The following is a 20899-nucleotide window of genomic DNA, read 5'->3' as shown; positions in this document are numbered from 1 at the left end:
CTCGCCGTTCGCGCGCCGATGGTCGCGCACTGCGGGAGGTCCCGGCCAGTGAGATACTCGGCGAACCCGGTGACCCGCGTCGTTAGCGTCCGAGGTCATGAATCGTGCCGCCACGTGCGGTACCTCGACCGGAAGGATGAACCGTGACCAGCACGCAGTCTGCCGACGAAGTTCGCGTGATCGAAGCGGGCGCCGCACCTACGAGGTTCGCGCGGGGCTGGCACTGCCTCGGACTCGCCGAGGACTTCCGTGACGGCAAGCCGCACAGCGTCCATGCGTTCGGCACCAAGCTCGTCGTCTTCGCCGACAGCGAGGGCAAGCTCAGCATCCTCGACGCATACTGCAGGCACATGGGCGGCGACCTGAGCCAGGGCACCATCAAGGGCGACTCGGTGGCCTGCCCGTTCCACGACTGGCGCTGGGGCGGCAAGGGCAAGTGCACCTCGATCCCCTACGCCCGCCGCGTTCCCCCGCTGGCCCGCACCCGGTCGTGGCACACCCTCGACCAGGACGGGATGCTCTTCGTCTGGCACGACCCGGAGGGCAAGGCCCCGACCGACGAGGACATGTACATCCCGCGCATCGAGGGCGCGCTGTCCGACGAGTGGTCGGACTGGGTCTGGTTCACCACCGAGGTCGACATCAACTGCCGCGAGATCGTCGACAACATCGTCGACATGGCGCACTTCTTCTACGTGCACTACTCGTTCCCGACGTTCTTCAAGAACGTCTTCGAGGGCCAGGTCGCGAGCCAGTTCATGCGCGGCACCGCGCGTGAGGACGAGCGCCCGCACGCCGCAGGCACCCCGCGGATGAAGGGCAGCAACTCGGCGGCGTCGTACTTCGGCCCGTCGTTCATGATCGATGACCTGGTCTACGAGTACGAGGACCACAACGTCGAGTCGGTCCTGCTGAACTGCCACTACCCGGTCACCCCGGACAAGTTCGTGCTGATGTACGGCATCATCGTCAAGAAGTCCGACAAGTTCCAGGGCACCGCCGCCACCGACATGGCGAAGAACTTCGGCACGTTCATCGCGAAGGGCTTCGAGCAGGACATCGCGATCTGGAAGAACAAGACCCGGATCGAGAACCCGCTGCTGTGCGAGGAGGACGGCCCCGTCTACCAGCTGCGCCGCTGGTACGAGCAGTTCTACGTGGACCGCGCCGACGTGCAGCCGGAGATGGTCGAGCGGTTCGAGCACGAGATGGACACCACGAAGGCGGTCGCCGCGTGGCGCAAGGAGGTCGACGCGAACCTCGAGAAGAAGGCGCTGGAGAATGCAGCCGCTGGCGTGTGAGGCGTGCGGGGCCCGCGTGCGGGTCCTCAAGCACAGCTGGGAGCACACTGCCATTCAGTGGGACGAGGCCGCGCAGGACGCCTGCCGGGAGATCCACGAGTGGACCGGGCGTGAGGGCCGCCCCGGGGCTCCCGTGATGCGCTGCGAGGCGCTGACCGCGACGATCGACAAGGCCGCGAACGACGGCCGGCTGCCCATCACCAACGAGGACCCGGTCCCCGCGCCGCAGGTCGTGGACTGACCGTCCGGCACACCGACAACCGCGGGCGCATCGTCGGCGCCCGTCCGAGAGGATCTTCCATGGTCGACATCAACCAGTACAGCCCGTGGGCCGTCATCGCAGGCGGCTCCGAGGGCGTCGGCGCGGCGTTCGCGGACCAGCTGGCCGCCGACGGCTTCAATCTCGTGCTGATCGCCCGCAAGCCGGGCCCGCTCGAGGAGACCGCGGAGAAGGTCCGCTCCCACGGCGTCGAGGTCCGGACCCTGTCGCTGGACCTGCTGGTGGGCGACGCGCTCGCGCAGATCCGCGCCGTCACCGACGACGTCGAGGTCGGGCTGCTGATCTTCAACGCGGGCGCGAACTCCTACGGCCACGAGTTCGTCACCGGCGAGCTGGACGGCTTCCGCGGCGTGATCGAGCTGAACATTCTCAAGCAGCTCGAACTCTCGCACCACTTCGGTGGCCTGATGCGCGAGCGCGGTCGCGGCGGCATCATGCTGCTCGGCTCGCTGGCCGGCTACATGGGCTCCGAGCACCAGAGCATCTACGCGGCGTCGAAGGCCTTCAGCCGGGTGTTCGCCGAGTCGCTGTGGCTCGAGCTTGAGCCGCACGGCGTGCACGTCGTCGAGTTCATCCTCGGCGTCACCCGGACCCCGGCGATGGTCCGCGCCGGGCTGAACTTCGACATCCCCGGCATGATCGTGCAGGAGCCGGAGGACGCGGCCCGTGAGGGTCTTGAGCACCTTGCCGACGGCCCGGTGTGGGTGGCGGGCGGCAACTACGAGGCCGCGCAGAAGCGCAGCGGCTTCCCCCGCGACAAGATGGTCAAGGGTGCCGCCGTCGCGATGCGCAAGCTGCTCAACCGCGGCTGATTTCTCGAGCTCCCCGGCAGTGGCCGCACCCGTCCCGGGTGCGGCCACTGCTCGTTGGCGACCGGTGATCGGGTCCTCACCCGTTCCGGTCGGGGACGCCGCACCGACGGTGTAGGTTCAGCGCGCCCACCAACAACCGAATCCGGGAGCCGCCGTGCGTTCGACCCGTCCCGCACCGATCCACGCCGCGGCAACGCTCGACCGGCGTCCCCGCACGCTGCGGGCCTGCGCCTGCGCCGTCGCCGTTGCCGCGCTGCTCGCGGTCCCGGTCGCGCCCGCCGTCGCGGTGCCGGGCAGCAGCGACCTGCTCGGCAGCAGCGGAAGTGCCGCCGGCTCGGACGGCGGCAGCGTGACCGGCGGATCCACGATCCCTGGCCCGCTGCAGAACGAGCACCCCGTCCTCCCCGAACTACGCGACGACATCACGGCGGCGGCGATCGTCGGCGAGGAGCGCATGACCGACCGGCTCGTCCGGTTCACCGTCGCCTCGCCCGCACTCCGCCGCGAGGTAGGAGTGGAAGTTCTTCTGCCGAAGGATAATTCGGTGCCGAGGCCGTCGCTCTACGCGCTTGAGGGGGTCGACGCGAACGAGCAGACGTCCGGCTGGGTCACGATGGGCGGCGTCCCGGCGTTCTTCGCGGACAAGAACGTCAACGTCGTGATGCCCAACGGCGGGGTGTCCGGCCTCTACACCGATTGGGATCGGATCGACCCCGCCGTCGGGCTGCACAAGTGGGAGACGTTCCTCACCGAGGAACTGCCGCCGCTGCTCGACGCCCGGCTGCGCACGAACGGGGTCAAGTCGCTGCTCGGCATCTCGATGGGTGCGCAGGGCGCGATGATGCTCGCGCACCGGCATCCCGGCATGTACCGCGGCATCGCGGCGATGAGCGGCTGCTACTCGACGATGGACGACGTCGGCAAGCTCAGCGTGCTGTGGACGATCTCGTCCCGCGGCGGCGACCCGGTCAACGCATGGGGCGAGGTCGGCGGCCCCGGATGGGCGGCGCATGACAGCGTTCGGGGCGCCGAGGCGCTGCGCGGCATGGACATTTTCCTGTCCGTGATGCCGGGATCACCGGGCCGGTACGAGACCCCCGACATTCCGGACTACCAGGACCGGGTGACGGTCGGCGCGACCATCGAGGCCTCGGCAAACGCCTGCACCCGCAGGCTCGACGCGCGACTCGACGACCTCGGGATTCCGGCGACCGTCCGATATCAGCCGGACGGTGTCCATGCGTGGGTGTACTGGCGGGACCAGCTGCCGCAGGCGTGGCCGACGCTGGCCCGATCGTTCGGGATGACCGCCTAGCGCAACTGGTCCCGGCGGGCCATCGTGCTACCCAGCCCGGCGGCGGCGGCGCGGACGGCCGCGACCTGGGTCTCCGGACGGAACCGCCCCGTCGGTCCGGTGACGCTGATCGCGGCGACCGTCTCCCCACCGCGGCCGACGACCGGGGCAGCGACGCAGTTGATGCCGAGCGCGGACTCTTCGTGTTCGAACGCGACACCCGTCTCGACAATCCTATCCAGTTGGCGGCCAAGGATTCCCGGCGCAACGATGGTATGCGGGGTCCGCCGGACCAACGGCCCCGCCAGCACCTCGCGCTGAAGCTCGGGGGCGGCGAAGGCCAACAGCGTCTTGCCGATCGCGGAGCAGTGCAGCGGGATGCGGCCGCCGGTGCGGGACGGGGACTTCGCCTGTCGATGGCCGCCGATCTTCGCGACGTACACCACGTCGTGCCCGTCGCGGACCCCGAGGTGCACGGTCTCGTGCGTCCGCTCGTACAGGTCCTGCAGGAACGGCATCGCCATCTCCAGCAGGCTGCGTTCGAGCGAGGCGAGCATGCCGAGTTCGAACAGGCCGCCGCTGAGCCGGTAGCCGCCGTCCACCCGGTCAAGGAGCCGGTTGGCGACCAGTTCACCCGCGAGGCGGTGCACCGTGGCCTTGTGCAGTCCGGTCCGGCGGACCAGCTCGGCGAGCGGCAGCACCTGATCGTCCGGGCGGTAGGCGCGCAGGATCGTCACCGCCTTGCCGAGCACGGTGTCGAGGTTCACGCCTCCGGTCATCAGCCGAGCGTATCGCTGAGTGAGACGCAGGCCTGGTCCGGGCGACGGAATCCCGTAACAGTTGGAGCATGAGCCAGCCCACCAACTCCATCGCAGCGAGCGAATCCGACATCGCCGCCGCAGCGGACCGCCTCGCGGCCGCCGCGGCGGACGGTGTGCCGTGCGCCCCGATCCGGGACCTGATCGGCGAGGCCAACCTCGAGGCGGCCTACGCGGTCCAGCAGCAGTTCAACGAGCGCCGGGTGCAGGCCGGTGCCCGGATCGTCGGCCGCAAGATCGGCCTGACCTCGAAGGCCGTGCAGGAGCAGCTCGGCGTCGGCCAGCCCGACCTCGGTGTGCTCTTCGACGACATGGACTTCGCCGACGGGTCCGACATCCCGATGTCGCGGCTGATCCAGCCGAAGATCGAGGGGGAGGTGGGCTTCGTTCTCGGCAAGGATCTGATCGACGGCCCGCTCGACGCCGCGCAGGTCCGCGACGCCGTCGACTACGCGGTCACCGCGCTGGAGATTTGTGACAGCCGGATCCAGGGCTGGGACATCCGGTTCAGCGACACCGTCGCCGACAACGCCTCGTCCGGCGTGTACGTCCTCGGCACCGAGCGGCGCACCCTCGACGAGGTCGAGCCGGTGAACGTCACCATGTCGATGTCCGTCAATGGCGTCGAGGTCTCCAGCGGCAACGGCGCGGCCTGCCTCGGCGATCCGATCGAGGCCGTCGTGTGGCTGGCACAGACCGCCCGCGAACTCGGTCAGCCGCTGCGTGCCGGACAGGTGATCCTGTCCGGCGCACTCGGCCCGATGGCGCCGGTGCAGGCCGGCGACACCGTCACCGTCACAGTGTCCGGACTCGGTTCCGTGACAACACGTTTCACGGAAGGAGTGAACGCATGAGCAAGGTCAAGGTCGCGATCATCGGATCGGGCAACATCGGCACCGATCTGATGATCAAGGTGCTGAACCACTCGGAGCACCTGGAGATGGGTGCGATGGTCGGCATCGACCCCGCCTCGGACGGTCTGGCCCGCGCCGCGGCGCTGGGCGTGCCGATCACCGCGGAGGGTGTTGAGGGTCTGGTGAACCTGCCGAACTTCGACGAGATCGAGATCGTCTTCGATGCCACCTCGGCCAAGGCGCACGTCACCAACGACGCCCGGCTGCGCCCGCTCGGCAAGCGGATGATCGATCTGACGCCCGCCGCGATCGGCCCGTACGTGATCCCCGCCGTCAACGGCGACGAGCACTTGGGCGCCGAGAACGTCAACATGGTCACCTGTGGCGGCCAGGCCACCATCCCGATGGTCGCCGCGGTCTCCCGCGTCGTTCCGGTGGCGTACGCCGAGATCGTCGCGTCGATCGCGTCGAAGTCGGCCGGTCCGGGCACCCGCGCGAACATCGACGAGTTCACCGAGACCACCTCGGCCGCGATCGTCTCCGTCGGCGGAGCCAAGCGCGGCAAGGCGATCATCATCCTCAACCCGGCCGAGCCGCCGCTGATGATGCGCGACACGGTCTTCTGCCTCGTGGACGCGCCGGACCCGGCCACCCACGACGAGATCCGCCAGTCCGTCGAGAAGATGGTCGGCGACGTCGCCGCCTACGTGCCCGGCTACCGCCTCAAGCAGCAGGTGCAGATCACCGAGATCCCGGCCGACCAGCCGGTCGAGACCCTGATCGTGGACGGCAACCGCCCGACGCACCAGGTGTCGATCTTCCTCGAGGTGGAGGGCGCGGGCCACTACCTGCCCGCCTACGCAGGCAACCTCGACATCATGACCTCGGCGGGACAGCAGATCGCGGAGCGGATCGCACAGCAGAAGGAAGCAGGCCGATGAGCACCAACCCCACCATCTTCGTCCAGGACGTCACCCTCCGTGACGGCATGCACGCGGTGCGCCACCGGATCTCGACGGACAACGTCAAGCGGATCGTCAAGGCGCTCGACGAGGCGGGCGTCGACGCGATCGAGGTCGCGCACGGCGACGGACTCGCCGGCGGTTCGGTGAACTACGGCCCGGGCTCGAACACCGACTGGGAGTGGATCGAGGCCGCGGCCGACGTTCTGCAGCACGCGCGGCTCACCACGCTGCTGCTGCCCGGTGTCGGCACCATCGAGGAGCTCAAGCACGCATACAAGCTGGGTGTGCGCTCGGTGCGCATCGCGACGCACTGCACCGAGGCCGACGTCTCCGCGCAGCACATCGAGACCGCCCGCGAGATCGGCATGGACGTCTCCGGCTTCCTGATGATGAGCCACATGGCACCCGCTGAGGAGCTCGCGAAGCAGGCCAAGCTGATGGAATCGTATGGCGCGCACTGCGTCTACGTCACCGACTCGGGTGGACGCCTGACCATGGGTGGGGTCCGGGACCGGGTCCGCGCCTACAAGGATGTGCTGAACGAGGGCACCGAGATCGGCATCCACGCCCACGAGAACCTCTCGCTGTCGGTCGCCAACTCCGTTGTGGCCGTGGAGGAGGGCGTCTACCGCGTTGACGCGTCACTCGCCGGACACGGTGCGGGCGCGGGCAACTGCCCGATCGAGCCCTTCATCGCGGTCGCGGACCTGTACGAGTGGAAGCACGGCTGCGACGTGTTCAAGCTGCAGGACGCGGCCGACGACATCGTCCGCCCGCTGCAGGACCGGCCGGTCCGGGTGGACCGCGAGACGCTGACCCTCGGCTACGCGGGCGTGTACTCGTCCTTCCTGCGGCATGCCGAGATCCAGTCGGAGCGCTACGGCGTCGACGTGCGCACCCTGCTGCTCGAGGCGGGCAAGCGCAAGCTGGTCGGTGGCCAGGAGGACATGCTCATCGACATCGCGCTGAACATCGTCGCCGAGCGCGAGGCGGCCGCCAAGTAGCGTCCCCCACGCCACGCGCAGAACCCCTGTGCACACACCTCTTCGGGTGTGCACCGGGGTTTTCTGCGTCGAACGCCCCTGCGCGTGCCGCAGAAGCGGTGTGCACAGGGGCATTCGCGCCGTCCGTCAGACCAGCGCGGCGACCTTCTCCTCGGTCACCGGTTCGGCGGGCGGTGTGCCCTGCCTGCGGTCGGTGAACCATTCGATGCCGAGCACGCAGACGAGGGCGACGGCGGCCCAGACCAGGAACGTCACCAGGTGGCCACCGACGCCCCCACCGCCGAAGTAGAGGATCGAGCGGGCCGACTCGACCGCGGCGGGCATCGGCAGGATGTCGTGCAGCGTCCGGAAGATCTCGGGCGACAGGTAGATCGACATCCCGCCGCCCGAGGCGGGCACGCCGAGGAACATGACCACCAGGATCACGGGGAGCACGGCGAGCATGCCGATCAGCCGCGCGAAAACGGTGGTGAACAGCGAGATCGCGAACGTCGCGAGCGCACCGACACCGATGAGCTGCCCGGCGTGCCCGGACACCGCCCCGACGACCGGTCCCGCGATGAGCCACACGACCGCGGACATCGCGACCGCCCAGCCTGCCGCGATCGGCAGCAGCCTACGCAGGGTCAGCAGCTCCGGTGCCGCCGTCGACATCACGATGATCAGCATGAATCCGGACATCATCCAGCCGATCGCGAGGTACATGCTCACCGTGCCGACGGTGTCATCGGCGCTGAGCGGCGTCACGTCCGCGGTAGTCAGCGCCATGCCCTGCTGCTGCGCCACCTGCGTGAACACGGTGGTGACGACCTGCTGCTGACTCATGCCTGCGGCTCCCGCGGTGATCAGCGTCGCCGTCGGGCTGTCGACGCTCGGCAGCACGAACGCACCGACCACCGTTCGGTCGACGACCAGTTGCTCCGCCTCGTCGGGGGCGGCGATCCGGACGTCGAACATGCCCGCCATCGACCCGTCCAGGCCCGCGGCCATCCGCTCGGCCTCGACGGGGTCTGCGGCGGCGACCGCGACCGGTAGTTCCCGCGGCGACGGCTGGTACATCGCCGACGTCATGATCGACAGCATCATCACGACCATCGCGAGCGGGAACAGCACGATCGTGGCGTAGCGGACCCGCCGGGACTGCGGACGACCGCCGGTGAAGGACGCGATCGTCACCTCGGGCGGTGCCGTCTCGGGGTTCCTGCGCCGCCGCAGGACGTCGACGACCACCGTCAACGCGATGGCCGCCACGGCACCGACGGTGAGAACAACGAGGTGTCCGGTCAGGCCGGTTCCGCCGAAGTACAGCGCCGAACGCAGTGCCTCACCGATCGCGGGCGACGGCAGGAAGGTGTACAGCACCGAGAACATGCCGGGCATCGTGTGCACCGACATGCCCAAATTGGAGGCGGGGATGCCGAGCACCATCAGGAAGAGCATGCCGACGAGCACGGCGAGCGGCCCGAAGATCCGGGTGAGGAACAACTGCACCGCCGAGATGGCGAACACGCCGAGCCAGCAGATCCCGAGGACCGCGGCGGTGTGGCCCTGGACGGCCCCGAGGAGTGGGTCCGCGACCACCCAGACGACGGCGGCGACCAGTGCGGCCCAGCCCGCGAGCAGCGGGAAGATGCGGCGCTTGCGGAGCAGTTCCGGGGCCGCCGACAGGATCAGGCTCAGCGGCATGTAGCCGGCGAGCGCGAGGGCGGTGGTCATGAACATGACGGCGAGGCCCGCGCCGTCGTGCGCGGGCAGCGGTGCGAGGTCGTCCGTCTGGACGGTGGCGCCCTGCTCGGCCGCGAACGGCACCAGCAGGTTGGTGACGGTGGACGCCTGGGACGCGCCGGCCGCGCCCGCGGTGAGGACGGTGGCCTCGCCGGTGCCGGAGAACACGACGGCACCAACGACCTCGCGGTCGGTGACGAGTGCGCGTGCCTGATCGACGTCGTCGGCGACCCTGGCGGCGAGCGCGGACGGGTCGGTGGCGTCGAGCGCATCCGCGAGGCGGGCGGAGTCGGCGGGACTCGCGCCGACCACGGCGACCGGCAGGTCGTGTGGCGTCGGCGCATGCATCGCGCCGAGGTAGCCGCCAACCAGCATCGTCACCATCAGAAACGGGAAGATCAGCATGCCCACATAGCGGGCGATCCGCATCTTGCGTTCCCGCGCCGCCTCGGCCGCGGGATCCACCAGTTCCACCTCCTCGGACAGCGGCTGCACGTGTTCGGTCACGAATACTCCTCGTCTGCGTGGCTGGGAGCCCGGCGCCTACCGGACACCCCCCAAATTTACGCCACGTGTCTTAAATCGTGCCATATCGGCCCGCCATGACGTTGGTCTCACCGCGCGCGGGATCATGGACACGGTTCACCGACGACCACATCGGTCGGTGCCACCGACGAACGGGAGCGAGATGGCGCGCAAGAGCGAGCAGGCGCGGACCGCGCTGATGGACGCGGCCGAGGAACTGTTCGGCCGGTACGGCATCGACCAGATCTCCAGCAGGCGCATCGCCGAGCAGGCGGGGAACTCGAATCACTCCGCGGTCGCCTACCACTTCGGTGACCGGGACGGCCTGATCCGGGCACTGTTCGACCGGCAGGCGGCGAGCACCGGCGCACTACGCACCGCCATGCTCCACGACATCGGCACCGACGGCAGCCTCACTGACTACCTGCGATGCATGATCCTTCCTGCGACACAGGCATTTTCATTGCTCCCACCGCCATCGTGGCGGGCCCGGTTCATCAACCAGGCCCGACACAACCCGACGGCGGCGGCGCTGTTCGCGCAGCGGGCGGCGAGCATCTCCGCCGAATCTGAGCGGATCCGGGCCCTCGCCATGACACACCTCGGCCACCTCGACCGTGAGGTGATGGTCGGGCGGGCCTGGATCCTGAGCCGGATGATCTTCGACGTGTGCGCCGAGTACGAGTCGGGCATTGCCGCGGGCAACCGCCCGGCCGACTGGGCGGCGCTTGGCAACTTCCTTACCGATGCCGCCGCGGGACTACTCGGCGCCCCGGTGTCGGAACCCAGTCCGTTCCACCCGGATTCGTCGACGCTGCTCTGAGGCCCACTACCCCCCGGAACCGTACGGCCGGGTGATGATCTCGAGAAAGTGTCCGGACGGGTCGAGGAAGTACGTTCCCCTCCCGCCATCATTCCGGTTGATTCCGTGCGCAGATTGGCGCGGGTCCGCCCAGTGCTCGAGACCGATCTCGCCGATGCGGCCGTAGATGGCGTCGAAGTCCTCCTCCGAGACCAGGAAGGCGTAGTGCTGCGCGGGCACGACGCCGTCCGGCGGTTCGGCGTAATCGAGCGTCACCCCGTTTTCGAGCCGCACGGCGAGGAAGTGGCCCGCGGGCACCGGGTCCGGGAGCCCGAGGAGCCAGGTGAGAAAGTAGGCCGAATGCTGCCGGTCCTTCGCAGCGACGATCGTGTGGTTGAGCGAGATGGTCAAGGAAACCCCTTGGTCCGACGCCTCCATGCCTGACGCAGTCCGCCACCGGCACGCGACGCTGCTCCACAACTACCGCCCCGGAGCCGCCTTGGCAAGCCCCGCAGGCGACCGCGAGCGCTACTGCGCTCGGAGCGCCCGGATCCGGCCGGCCAGCTCGTCGGCGGTGGCCGGGTCGTCCAGCGCGATCGCCACCTCGGCGCGGGCGGTGAGGGCGCCGAGCAGAGTCGCGTCGTCCGCCGCCTCACCGAACCTGCGCAGCGCCACGTCCAGCACCCGCGCCGCGGTCGCGTCGTCGTTCTTGAACTCCCGGAAGATCCGGGCGTTGTCGACCGCCCTGGCCAACCCGTCCAGTCCGCTCGATCCGCCGTACTCGACGTCCGGCTCGTCACGCTGAATGAAGATCAGACTATTGCCGGAGGGGTCGACGACGGTGAAGCGGCTCTGCCCCTCCCGAAATCGGGTGATCCGGGGCAGGCCACGGCCGGGAACCCGCCCGAGTGCCGTGCGCAGCGAGGAGCTGAACGCCCGGTGGTACGGGGCAACCGCGTCCACCAGCACCAGACAACCACCCGAGGTCTCCCTGGTGGGATCCAGACCCTCCGGCGCCGTTCCGAAGTGCACCTCGAATCCGCTGAACGACAGCGCAAGGTACAGGTACGGGCGGGTCATCTCGTAGGTGACCTCGAATCCGAGTGCCCGGTAGAACGCGAGCGTGTCGTCCACCGACAGGCAGGGCAGCAGCGGCACCGTTGCCTCGTTGGGGGTTACGGTGTCGGCGGCGGGCAGTTCCGGAGTTCGCGGCACGGCGACCCTTTCGTGGGGAATCGGGTGCTCGAAGCTAGCAGACGATGCCGGTCCACGAACCGCCGGTTCCAGCGTCAGCGATAGTCCGGGTTGGGGAAGGTCGGCGCACAGCCCGCGTCCCACAGCGACCGTTGATTGCCGTACGCGGGAATTCCCCCCGCCGCCTTGATCATTGCCGCAAGGTGCATCAGGTTGTAGGTCATGAACGTGGTGTTGCGGTTGGTGAAGTCGTTCTCCGGTCCGCCGGACGCCTCGTCCAGGTAGGACGGGCCGGGGCCCGCCTCCCCCACCCAGCCCGCGTCGGCCTGCGGCGGGATCACATACCCGAGGTGCTGCATGCTGTACAGCACGTTCATCGCGCAATGCTTGACGCCGTCCTCGTTGCCGGTGAACAGCGCCCCACCGACCCGGCCGTAGTAGGCATACTGCCCCTTGTCGTTCAGGATCGCCGAGCAGCCGTACAGCCGCTCGATCACCCGCTTCATCACGGAACTGTTGTCGCCCAACCAGATCGGGCCGGCCAGCACCAGGATGTCGGCGGCGAGGATCCGGTCGAACAGGCGCGGCCATTCGTCGCTCGGCCACCCGTGCTCGGTCATGTCCGGGTACACGCCGGTCGCGATGTCGTGGTCGACCGCGCGAATCTGGTCGACCGCAACCCCTGACTCCCGCATCAGCGACACGCTCCGATCAATCAGCCCCTGCGTGTGGCTGCGCTCCGGGGACCGCTTGAGGGTGCAGTTGACATACACCGCAAGCAGGCCGGTGAAGTCGGGACGCGACTCCGGGGACGCGGGACCGGACATCGGGCACCTCCGAGTAGGACGGCGGATCCGAGCTTCCACGATAGGCGGGTCCCCGGGCAGTCGCACGCCAAACCTGGCCCGGCCGCGACGCGACCCCGCCCCTGTCCCGTGGTTCTCGCGCGTCGGAGGCCTGCACAGCCAGATGGCCATTCCACGCGATTCACGGCGCTGGTGACGGCGGGGGTTGCGTGTTCAGACGGCGACGACGCTCTCGCCATCGTCGCCGCGCCGGTACTGACCGGGCGCAAGACCGTATTCACGTTTGAACGCCTTCGCGAAGGCGAACTCGCTCTGATAGCCGACTTTGCGGGCCACACCGGCCAGAGGCGTGTCGGTGTCACGGAGCAACCGGGCCGCGGTGAGCATGCGCCAGCGGGTGAGATAGGACAGCGGCGGTTCACCGACCGTGGCGGCGAATCTGCGGGTCAGCGTCGCCCGGCTCACCCCGGCGACGGCGCTGAGTTCAGGTACCGTCCAGGCTCGTTCGGGTGCATCGTGGATGGCGCGGAGGGCGGCGAGCACGCCCGGATCGGCGAATGCTCCGGCCCAGCCCGTCCGGGCGGGGGCCTGCTTCTCGAACCAGGCGCGCAACGCGAACAGCAGCAGCGTCTCCAGCAGCGCCGGAACGGCGGCGTCGGTTCCAGCGCGCGGCCGCGCCAGCTCCATGGCCAAGACGTCGACGAGCCCACGCAACCCCGGATCAGCACCCGGCCGCACGGGGATGTGCACGAAATCGGGCAACTCGTCGAGCAGTCTATGGCTACGCTGCCGACCCAATGCGTAGGCGCCGCACATCAATTCGCTACGCACACCGGGGCCGCTGAGCTCGCGGGGTTCCCCGAGGTGGGCCTGCTCGGTCACCGCACTGTCGAGACTGTCCACGAGCACGTGGCCTGACCCGCGCGGCATCAGGATCACATCCCCGGCGCCCAGCGCGATCGGAGCACCGCTGGGTGGCACCAGCCAGCACGAACCCGCGAGGACCACGTGGAATCCGGTGCCCGGCACCACGGGATAGTCCCGACCCCAGGGTGCGTGCCGAATGAACACGCCGCAGGTCGGAGCACCTGTGCGGATGGCGGTGATGGTGTCACTGAGCACGTCCACGGCGCCAATCTACTGATCGACCGACAGGTGAGTCATTCGGGCATCGGGGTGAGCCGATGAGCCATTCAATCCCCGAGCGCTCCCCCATAGCTTCGTACTCATGACGAACAGCACACAGCACCCGAATGGCCACCGCCCCACCATCGCGGTGTACGGAGCCACAGGCCATACCGGCGGATACGTCCTGCACGAACTCCGGCGTCGTAGCCTCACTCCGATTCTGGTGGGCCGCAACGCTACCCGTCTGCAAGTAGCGGCCGCCGCCGCCGGCCTACCCGACGCCGAGATCCGGCTCGCCAACCTGGATGACCCGGCCACTCTCACCACCGCGTTTACCGATGCCGACGTGGTCATCAGCACTCTGCCCGCCTACGTCGCCTTCGGCGAACCGGTGCTGGCCGCGGCCATCGCGGCCGGTGCGCACTACACCGACACCTCCGGTGAGCAACTGTTCCTGCGGAAGGTGTTCGACGAGTATGGTCCACGCGCCGAAGCCGCCAGCGTGACGATCCTCGGCGGCATCACCAACAGCAACCTGCCCGGTGACCTGCTCGGTCACCTGGCCGCGCGGGAGGTGGCAGCACCGGCCGAGGTCGTGATGAGCCTGGTCACCCGGGGTGAGGGCGGAGGATCGCGCGGCAGCGCGGAAACCGTTCTGGCCGGATTGGACTGGTTCCGCTCGGGCGGCTGGCACTTCGCGGACGGCGCACTGCGCACCGGCCCGATCGACCGGCACGCGCTGATGACCTTCCCTGGCGACGCGGACCCGACCGTGGTCGCCAAATTCCAGCAACCCCCGGTTCTCACCATTCCCCGGCACACCGACGTGTCCTTCGTGGCGGGCGTCGTCGAGGCCGACATGCTCGCCCAGCTCGCCGGCTTCACCCCGGAACTGCTGGATGCACTGCCCGAGCCGAGCACCGACCTCCGCTACGAGCTGGTACTCGACGCCATCGGAGCAGACGGCACCGCGGTACGCGGCGTGCTCACCGGCCCGGACGCCTACCGCGACACCGCGATCATGGCAGTGGAGGCGGCCACCCGCCTCGCGACCGACGACCTCAAGCCCGGCGCACTGGCCCCCGCCGAAGCCTTCGACCCCACCGAGTTCCTCAATTCCCTGGCCGGTCACGACATCACGTGGCAGATCACCCCGGTCCGGTAAACGAGGGCGTATTGCCGACCCCCATTCGTCCTGGGTCGCACCTGTTCACGCCGACAGTCCGAGTGCGTCGGGAATGACCGCAAATGCCTGGTGCAGGCGTTCGATGAGCTCGGCCCGGCCCCCGCTCGCATCGACGGCGACCCAGCCGCGCCCGGCAATACTCCATGCGGTGGTGGTCAGCTCGGCGAGAACACGGGGGCGCAGGTCTCCGTCAGGGAGGGCAAGCTTTCGCGCCATCTGGTGGGCAACTTGAGTTTCCACCCCTGATCGCGCGTAGTCGACGTGGCCGAGCAGGCTGGGGGCGGTGAGCACCAGCTTGCGGGTGGCGACGTAGCGGACGTCCCAGTCATCCGCGAGCTCGGCGACCGCGCCGGTGAGGATGTCGCGGAGCGCGGCGAGGACCGGGCCGCCGAGGTCGGTGGCGTCCAGGGCGTCGAGATAGCTGGCCCACAGCTCGGTTTCGGCCTCGACGGCAACGGCCTCCTTGGTGGGGAAGGCCCGGAAGAAGGTGCTCCGCGACACCTCGGCCGCATCGACCAGTTCCTCCACGGTGGTCGCGGCGAAACCCTTCTCCGTGAACAGCCGGAGCGCGGCGTCGGCGAGAGCGCGGCGGGTGCGGAGCCGTTTGCGTTCACGCAGCGGCAGCGCGCGGTCGTCGATGGGCATGCCGGGATCCTAGCCCGATACGAACCTCAGGCACGAAAGTAACTCAGTCGAAATTGACACTTGAACATTTATGAGACTCAGTGTCAGAATCGTCCCATGTCCAGCATCGCCTCGAACAAGGAGCGCGCAATGAACACCACCGCACCGGCCACCCTGAACCCGTCGATCATCGGCCAGGCCGAGAAGCACCACACCGCGGTGCTGACCCGTGCACTGGCCGGTACCACGCTGGACGAGAAGCAGTGGATCGTGCTCAACCAGGCCCTGGCCGTGGGCACACCGGTCGATCCGGCCGCCCACGTCACCCGCGTCACCGCCATGACCCAGTGGAATCCCGCCGACACCGGGATCGCCCTGACCACGCTGCTCGAAAGCGGCCTGCTGCGGGCGACTTCGGGTGATCTGGTCGAGCCCACCGAGGACGGTGTGGCGCTCGCGGGCAAGGTCCGCGGCGAATCGAGCGCAATCGTGGCCGCAGCCTACGGCGCGGTCGCCCCCGAGGATCTGGCCACCGCCGCCCGGGTGCTGACCACCATCACCGCCCGCATGGCCGAGGAACTGGCCCGCGCCTGAACCGGGTGGCCGATTCCGGCCCCTCCCCCACACCACGCGCAAAGCCCCTGTGCACATACCTTTTCGGGTGTGCGCAGGGGTTTTCTGCGTCGAACGCCCCTGCGCGTGCTGCAGAAGCGGTGTGCACAGCACCTCGGTCGCACCGCCCGGCTACCGCTCCGGACCGTGTCCTGCGACCCGCCCGTCCACCCGTGAAACGCCGAACGCGGCGGTCGCCTCGTGAGCGACCGCCGCGTTCGGCGTTGGTGAATCCTGCCCGTCGGGTCAGGCCTTCGGCGGGGCGAACGCCGCGAGCGGCTCCGACCCGGACCAGTCGTGACCCCAGTAGCTGTCCGCGGTGATCTCCTCCGCGGTGAAGTGGCTCTCGTCCACCAGCATGCCCTCGGTACCGAACTCGAGGTCCCAGCCGCCGGGCGCCCGCACGTAGAACGAGATCATCTTGTCGTTCGTGTGCCGACCCAGCGTCGAGGACAGCGAGAAGCCGTTCTTGGTGACCCGGTCCAGCGCCTGACCGACGGCGTCGAGGGTGTCGACCTCCATCATCAGGTGCACCATGCCGGGCGCCTCGGACGGCGGCGCCGGGCAGATCGCCAGGCTGTGGTGCCGCTGGTTGATGCCGAGGAACCGGACCCGACGCGGCGGGCCGGGCGCGTCGAGCCCGCCGAGCCGGATCGCGCCGCGCGGCAGGAAGTCGAGGACCTGCGTGTAGAAGTCGTAGGTCTCCTGGTACTGCGTCGTCGGCAGCACGACGTGGCCGAGGCCCGCCGCCTCGGTGACGAACCGGCCACCGTGCGGGGTGACGAGCGGGCTGTGGTCGAGAACCGGCCCGAAGAACACCTCGAGCACCGTGCCGGACGGGTCGGCAAACGTGATCGCCCGCTCGACGCGCCGGTAGTCGGCCTCCTCCTGGGTCAGCTCGCGGACCTCGACGCCCGCCTTCTCGACCCGCTCGCGCACGGCCTGGAGCCCGAACTCGTCGCGCACCTCCCAACCGACCGCGAGGACCTTGTCCACGTCACCGGGCAGGACCTGCAGTCGCGAGGTCCGCTCGTCGACGCGCAGGTACAGCGCGTCCTCGTCGGGGCCGGTGCCGACGGCCATGCCGAGGCCGTCGACGACCAGTTCACGCCAGCGGGGCAGGTCCTGGGACTGGACCCGCAGGTATCCGAGAGATCGGATGTCAGCCATGAATGTTCACCAATCCTTGTCGACAGATCAGATCATCGAGCGGTGGATGCCCTGCGGCTCGCCGCCGAGCTGGGTCAGCGCCGATGCGTGGTTGATCGAGCCGGGCACGTGAATCGCGTGCGACAGGCCGACGTGCGCGTCACGCCAGAAACGCTGCAGCGGCAGCGTCACCTTCATCGCGCCGCCACCGGCGCGGGCGAAGACCTCGTCGAGGGCGCTGACGGCGCGCCACGCGGCGTTGGTCTGGGTGCGGCGACCGATCGCACGCTCCTCGAAGGTGATCTTCTCGCCCTTCTCGGTCTTGTCCCAGAACCGGTCGACGGTCTCGAGGATCGCGACCCGGGACGCGTTGATCTCGTCCGCGGCCTGCCCGATCGCGTACATGACGTACGGATCGTCCTTGATCGGGACACCGGTGACCGCGACCCGCTCCTTCTGCATGGCGATGTACAGCCCGAGGCCGCCCTCGGCCATGCCGATCAGCGACGAGGAGATGCCGAGCGGGAAGATGCACGAGAACGGGAACTTGTACAGCGTCTCGTCGCGGCCAGCGTGCGCGGCACCGTTGCCCTGCAGGACGATGTCGGCGTCGATCGTGCGGTAGGCGGGCAGGAACGCGTCCTTGACGACGAAGTCCTTCGAGCCGGTGCCGCGCAGGCCGACGACGTTCCAGCTGTCGTGGTCGACGGTGTAGTCCGACTTCGGCACCAGCACGTGCAGGTTCTTGCCGGTGCGCTTGCCGTCCTTGTCGCCGAGCGCGGCGCCGATCATGACCCACTCGCAGTGGTCGTTGCCGGTCGAGAAGGACCAGCGGCCGTTGAGGATGTAGCCGCCGTCGACGGGGACCGCGACACCCATGGGCGCGTACGGCGACGCGATCCAGGTGTTGACGTCCTCGCCCCACACCTCCTGCTGGGCCTTGGGGTCGAAGAACGCCATCTCCCACGGGTGCACGCCGACGATGCCGGAGACCCAGCCGGTGGAGCCGTCGACGGCGCCGATGCCCATCGCGGTCTCGGCGAACTCACGCGGGTGCGCCTCGAGGCCGCCGAACTCCTTCGGCTGCAGCATCCGGATGACGCCCGCGTCACGCAGCCGCTTGGCGTTGCCGTCCGACAGGCGCATGAGCTTCTCGCCCTCGATGCCGCCCTCGCGGATCTCGTCCGCGTGCTGCATGATCCGGTCCAGGACCTCTCCCATGACTTCCCTCAACTTTCGCTGATCCGGCGGCGAGGCCGCCTCTTGGTTGTGAACGTCCCAGCCGTCAGGCGGACGTGGCTTCGGTGCTCTCGGTCAGTGGGAGCGTATTCGCGGCGGCGTACTTCGCGGCGAGATACCCGAAGACCATCGACGGTCCGATGGTGGCGCCTGCGCCCGCGTACTCGTTGCCCATCACCGAGGCGGTGGTGTTGCCGGTCGCGTACAGGCCCGTGATCGCGGTGCCGTCGGCGCGCAGCACCCGGCTGTTCTCGTCGGTGACGAGTCCACCCTTGGTGCCGAGGTCGCCCGCCTCGCACTTGATCGCGTAGAACGGACCCTTCACGATCTCGTCCATGTTCGGGTTCTTCATGGTCGGGTCGCCGTAGTACCGGTCGTAGGCGCTGTCGCCGCGGCCGAAGTCCTCGTCCTTGCCGGACCTGGCGAAGCCGTTGAACCGGTCGATCGTGGCGAGCAGCTTGTCGGCGGGGACGCCGATCTGCTCGGCGAGCTCACGCAGGGTGTCGGCCTTGTGGACGACACCCGAATCGTAGAACCCCTGTGGGAAGGGCATGTTCGGCAGCACCTGCGCGAACGGGTACCGGTTCTTCGCCTTGGTGTCCATGACGAACCAGGCAGGGACGTGTCCGCCCTCAAGCTGGTCGTGCACGAAGTTCACGTACGGCGACGACTCGTTGGTGAACCGCTCGCCCTCGCCGTTGACAATCACCGACGGCGGGATGCACCGCTCCGAGACCAGCGGGATCACCGCGCCCATCGGGTGGAACACCGACGGCATCCACCACGCGTCGTCCATGAGGTCCACCGCGGCACCGACGTCCTGGCCGACCCGGATGCCGTCGCCGGTGTTCTCCTTGGCGCCCGCGCTGATGTTCGCCCGGCCGTGCTCGGGCAGGTACCGGTCGCGCATCTGCTGGTTGTGGTCGAAGCCGCCGGTGGCGAGCAGCACGCCGCGGGTGGCACGGATCCGGACGGTCGTGCCCTCACGCTCGGCGACGGCACCGATCACGGCGCCGTTGGCGTCGGTGATCAGTTCGGTCATCGAGGTGCGCAGCCACAGCGGGACGCCGTAGTCCTTGAGCACCATGCGCATCCGGGCCGCCAGGGCCCGGCCGCCGGTGGACATGTGCCGACGGCGCACCGTGTTCGACGCGACCCGCCAGGCCGCGACGAGGGACGCGCGGCGGCCGGCCCAGGTCCGCTTGACCATCGCCAGGTCGTGGTAGTCCTTCGAGGTGACCCACAGGCCGAGGGGGCCCTTCATGCTGTTCGGACGCTGGTACTGCTCGTCCTCCTTCAGCTTGCGGGTGTCGAACGGCGTGCACTCGATGGTGCGGCCGAGCGGGCTGCCGCCGCGCTCCTCCGGGTGGTAGTCGGAGTAGCCCTTCACCCAGTAGAGCTGCATGTTCTTGTTGCGGTCGAGCAGTTCCATCAGCTTCGGGCCGTTGTCGACGTAGGCGTCGATCCGGGCGTCGCTGACCCCGGTGCCCGCGGTGAGGGTGCGCAGGTAGTGCTTGATCTCGTTCGGGTCGTCGACCATGCCCTTGCGGGTCAGCGTCGGGGCGTTGGGGATCCAGATGCCGCCGCCGGAGATCGCGGTGGAGCCGCCGAACTTCTTGCCCTTCTCGATGATCAGGGCGTTCAGGCCCAGCTCGGCCGCGGTGACGCCCGCGGACATGCCGCCGCCGCCGCTGCCGACGATCAGGAAGTCGACGGTGGTGTCCCACTGCTCTGCAGTCATGTGCTCGCTCTGTTCAGTCATCAGTTCGCGTCCTCGCGGAGCAGGAAGGCCAGGACCGCGGACGTCCATGCCGCCTTCGCTTCGATCATCGTCCAGTGTCCGCAGTTCGGGAACACGTGCAGTTCCGCGTTCGGGATGTCGCGCATCGGCAGCATCGCCATGTCCACCGGGCTGACCCGGTCGTCGCGGCCCCAGGTGAGCAGGGTCGGCGCCTGCACCTTGTGCAGCTGCGCCCAGTACGGGGTGGCGCCGGACGCCTTCGCGGCGGCCGCGTTGGCGGCGAACGCCTTGCTGCTGTACATCCGCGCGGCGATCTCGAGGGTGGTCGGCTCGGTGGCGAGCTGCCAGCGCTCCTCGATCAGTTCGTCGGTGACCACGGCCGGGTCGTAGACCATCGACTGCAGCCAGCGGACGAGGCGGTCCCTGGTCGGGTCGTCGGTGAACTCCATCAGCAGCTTGATGCCCTCACCGGGGCCGGGGGCGAAGACGTTCTTGCCGACGCCGCCGATGGTGACGAGCTTGCGGACCCGGTGCGGGGCGTTGATCGCCAGGTTGGTGCCGACGATGCCGCCCATCGAGTTGCCGATCACGTGCACCGGCTCGTCGATGCCGAGCGCGTCGAGGAACTTCCCGACGGAGGCGCCGGCCATCATCATCGGGTGCCCGTCGCCGGGGTCGCTGACGCCGAAGCCGGGGAACTCGAGGACCAGGCACCGGAAGTGGGGGGGGGCGGGGGCGCGGCCCCCCCCCGCGCTGGGCCCCCCCCGGGCCGCCCCGGCCGGGGGCGGGCCCCCCCCCCCCCCCCGGCCCGCGCCGGCCCCCCGGGGGGCGGTCACACCC

20 protein-coding genes and 1 pseudogene are annotated in these 20899 nt (G+C 69.1%); 10 read left to right on the top strand and 11 right to left on the bottom strand.

All coding sequences use genetic code 11. From position 1 onward, the window contains the following. The first annotated feature begins 143 nt into the window (after positions 1-143). The 4 genes from ACFWPA_RS02790 (at position 144) to ACFWPA_RS02775 (ending at position 3708) form a co-directional block, all read left to right on the top strand. Positions 144-1301 carry a Rieske 2Fe-2S domain-containing protein gene (locus tag ACFWPA_RS02790; RefSeq protein WP_378509367.1) on the top strand — a complete coding sequence of 386 codons (1158 nt, stop codon included), beginning with the start codon at positions 144-146 and terminating at the stop codon, positions 1299-1301. Further along, positions 1282-1542, top strand: coding sequence for a hypothetical protein (locus tag ACFWPA_RS02785; RefSeq protein WP_378509368.1), 261 nt, complete (start codon positions 1282-1284; stop codon positions 1540-1542). The genes ACFWPA_RS02790 and ACFWPA_RS02785 overlap by 20 nt, the downstream gene beginning before the upstream one ends. A 59-nt stretch (positions 1543-1601) precedes the next feature. After that, entirely contained in the window at positions 1602-2393 is a 792-nt protein-coding gene (locus tag ACFWPA_RS02780; RefSeq protein ID WP_378569592.1) for an SDR family NAD(P)-dependent oxidoreductase, read from the top strand. 154 nt (positions 2394-2547) lie between these two features. Then, positions 2548-3708 (top strand): alpha/beta hydrolase, encoded by a 1161-nt coding sequence (locus ACFWPA_RS02775; protein WP_378569591.1) that lies wholly within the window; start codon positions 2548-2550, stop codon positions 3706-3708. On the opposite strand, the gene ACFWPA_RS02770 is transcribed toward ACFWPA_RS02775, so the two are convergent. Next, positions 3705-4466: an IclR family transcriptional regulator gene (locus ACFWPA_RS02770; RefSeq protein WP_378509371.1), complete on the bottom strand. Its 762-nt coding sequence runs from the start codon at positions 4464-4466 to the stop codon at positions 3705-3707. The two genes, ACFWPA_RS02775 and ACFWPA_RS02770, sit on opposite strands and share 4 nt — an antisense overlap. A 68-nt stretch (positions 4467-4534) precedes the next feature. Here ACFWPA_RS02770 and ACFWPA_RS02765 point away from each other — a divergent pair, with 68 nt between their 5' ends. From ACFWPA_RS02765 to dmpG, 3 genes are read left to right on the top strand one after another with little or no spacing between them, the layout of a single operon-like run. Continuing rightward, complete coding sequence (locus ACFWPA_RS02765; protein ID WP_378509372.1) at positions 4535-5359, top strand: 2-keto-4-pentenoate hydratase; 825 nt, start codon at positions 4535-4537, stop codon at positions 5357-5359. Next, positions 5356-6300 (top strand): acetaldehyde dehydrogenase (acetylating), encoded by a 945-nt coding sequence (locus ACFWPA_RS02760; protein WP_378509373.1) that lies wholly within the window; start codon positions 5356-5358, stop codon positions 6298-6300. Before ACFWPA_RS02765 ends, ACFWPA_RS02760 begins: the two co-directional genes overlap by 4 nt. Continuing rightward, on the top strand, positions 6297-7328 hold the full coding sequence (dmpG, locus tag ACFWPA_RS02755) for a 4-hydroxy-2-oxovalerate aldolase (protein WP_378509374.1): 1032 nt from the start codon (positions 6297-6299) through the stop codon (positions 7326-7328). The genes ACFWPA_RS02760 and dmpG overlap by 4 nt, the downstream gene beginning before the upstream one ends. A 126-nt stretch (positions 7329-7454) precedes the next feature. On the opposite strand, the gene ACFWPA_RS02750 is transcribed toward dmpG, so the two are convergent. Next, positions 7455-9560: an ABC transporter permease gene (locus ACFWPA_RS02750; RefSeq protein ID WP_378509375.1), complete on the bottom strand. Its 2106-nt coding sequence runs from the start codon at positions 9558-9560 to the stop codon at positions 7455-7457. 181 nt (positions 9561-9741) lie between these two features. On the opposite strand from ACFWPA_RS02750, the gene ACFWPA_RS02745 reads away from it, so the two are divergent. After that, positions 9742-10401 carry a TetR/AcrR family transcriptional regulator gene (locus tag ACFWPA_RS02745; RefSeq protein ID WP_378509376.1) on the top strand — a complete coding sequence of 220 codons (660 nt, stop codon included), beginning with the start codon at positions 9742-9744 and terminating at the stop codon, positions 10399-10401. Between the two features lie 6 nt (positions 10402-10407). Here ACFWPA_RS02745 and ACFWPA_RS02740 read toward each other — a convergent pair whose 3' ends face one another. From ACFWPA_RS02740 to ACFWPA_RS02725, 4 genes are all read right to left on the bottom strand, one after another. Beyond that, positions 10408-10818, bottom strand: coding sequence for a VOC family protein (locus ACFWPA_RS02740; protein WP_378509377.1), 411 nt, complete (start codon positions 10816-10818; stop codon positions 10408-10410). A 90-nt stretch (positions 10819-10908) separates the two neighbouring features. Beyond that, complete coding sequence (locus tag ACFWPA_RS02735; RefSeq protein WP_378569590.1) at positions 10909-11595, bottom strand: glyoxalase; 687 nt, start codon at positions 11593-11595, stop codon at positions 10909-10911. Between the two features lie 74 nt (positions 11596-11669). After that, positions 11670-12401, bottom strand: a complete 732-nt coding sequence (locus ACFWPA_RS02730; RefSeq protein ID WP_378509379.1) for a flavodoxin family protein — start codon at positions 12399-12401, stop codon at positions 11670-11672. A 192-nt stretch (positions 12402-12593) separates the two neighbouring features. Then, entirely contained in the window at positions 12594-13508 is a 915-nt protein-coding gene (locus ACFWPA_RS02725) for an AraC family transcriptional regulator (protein WP_378569589.1), read from the bottom strand. Positions 13509-13608: 100 nt separating this feature from the next. Here ACFWPA_RS02725 and ACFWPA_RS02720 point away from each other — a divergent pair, with 100 nt between their 5' ends. Then, entirely contained in the window at positions 13609-14673 is a 1065-nt protein-coding gene (locus ACFWPA_RS02720) for a saccharopine dehydrogenase NADP-binding domain-containing protein (protein ID WP_378569588.1), read from the top strand. A 45-nt stretch (positions 14674-14718) separates the two neighbouring features. On the opposite strand, the gene ACFWPA_RS02715 is transcribed toward ACFWPA_RS02720, so the two are convergent. Then, positions 14719-15339 carry a TetR/AcrR family transcriptional regulator gene (locus tag ACFWPA_RS02715; protein ID WP_378569587.1) on the bottom strand — a complete coding sequence of 207 codons (621 nt, stop codon included), beginning with the start codon at positions 15337-15339 and terminating at the stop codon, positions 14719-14721. 96 nt (positions 15340-15435) lie between these two features. Between ACFWPA_RS02715 and ACFWPA_RS02710 the strand changes: the two genes are divergently transcribed. Then, positions 15436-15912 (top strand): hypothetical protein, encoded by a 477-nt coding sequence (locus ACFWPA_RS02710; RefSeq protein WP_378569586.1) that lies wholly within the window; start codon positions 15436-15438, stop codon positions 15910-15912. A gap of 264 nt (positions 15913-16176) precedes the next feature. Here ACFWPA_RS02710 and ACFWPA_RS02705 read toward each other — a convergent pair whose 3' ends face one another. From ACFWPA_RS02705 to ACFWPA_RS02690, 4 genes and pseudogenes are all read right to left on the bottom strand, one after another. Continuing rightward, positions 16177-17100 carry a VOC family protein gene (locus ACFWPA_RS02705; RefSeq protein WP_378509384.1) on the bottom strand — a complete coding sequence of 308 codons (924 nt, stop codon included), beginning with the start codon at positions 17098-17100 and terminating at the stop codon, positions 16177-16179. Positions 17101-17127: 27 nt separating this feature from the next. Next, positions 17128-18300, bottom strand: a complete 1173-nt coding sequence (locus ACFWPA_RS02700) for a hydroxylase (RefSeq protein ID WP_378509385.1) — start codon at positions 18298-18300, stop codon at positions 17128-17130. 64 nt (positions 18301-18364) lie between these two features. Then, positions 18365-20080, bottom strand: coding sequence for an FAD-binding protein (locus tag ACFWPA_RS02695; RefSeq protein ID WP_378509386.1), 1716 nt, complete (start codon positions 20078-20080; stop codon positions 18365-18367). Next, positions 20080-20784: pseudogene (locus tag ACFWPA_RS02690) on the bottom strand (alpha/beta fold hydrolase); the annotation flags it as partial. The gene ACFWPA_RS02695 and the pseudogene ACFWPA_RS02690, both read right to left, overlap by 1 nt. Positions 20785-20899: the final 115 nt, after the last annotated feature.

The organism is Rhodococcus sp. NPDC058505 (genome assembly GCF_042720095.1).
In the GTDB taxonomy this organism is placed as follows: domain Bacteria; phylum Actinomycetota; class Actinomycetes; order Mycobacteriales; family Mycobacteriaceae; genus Rhodococcus_G.
This window is presented reverse-complemented; position numbering and strand designations above follow the sequence as displayed.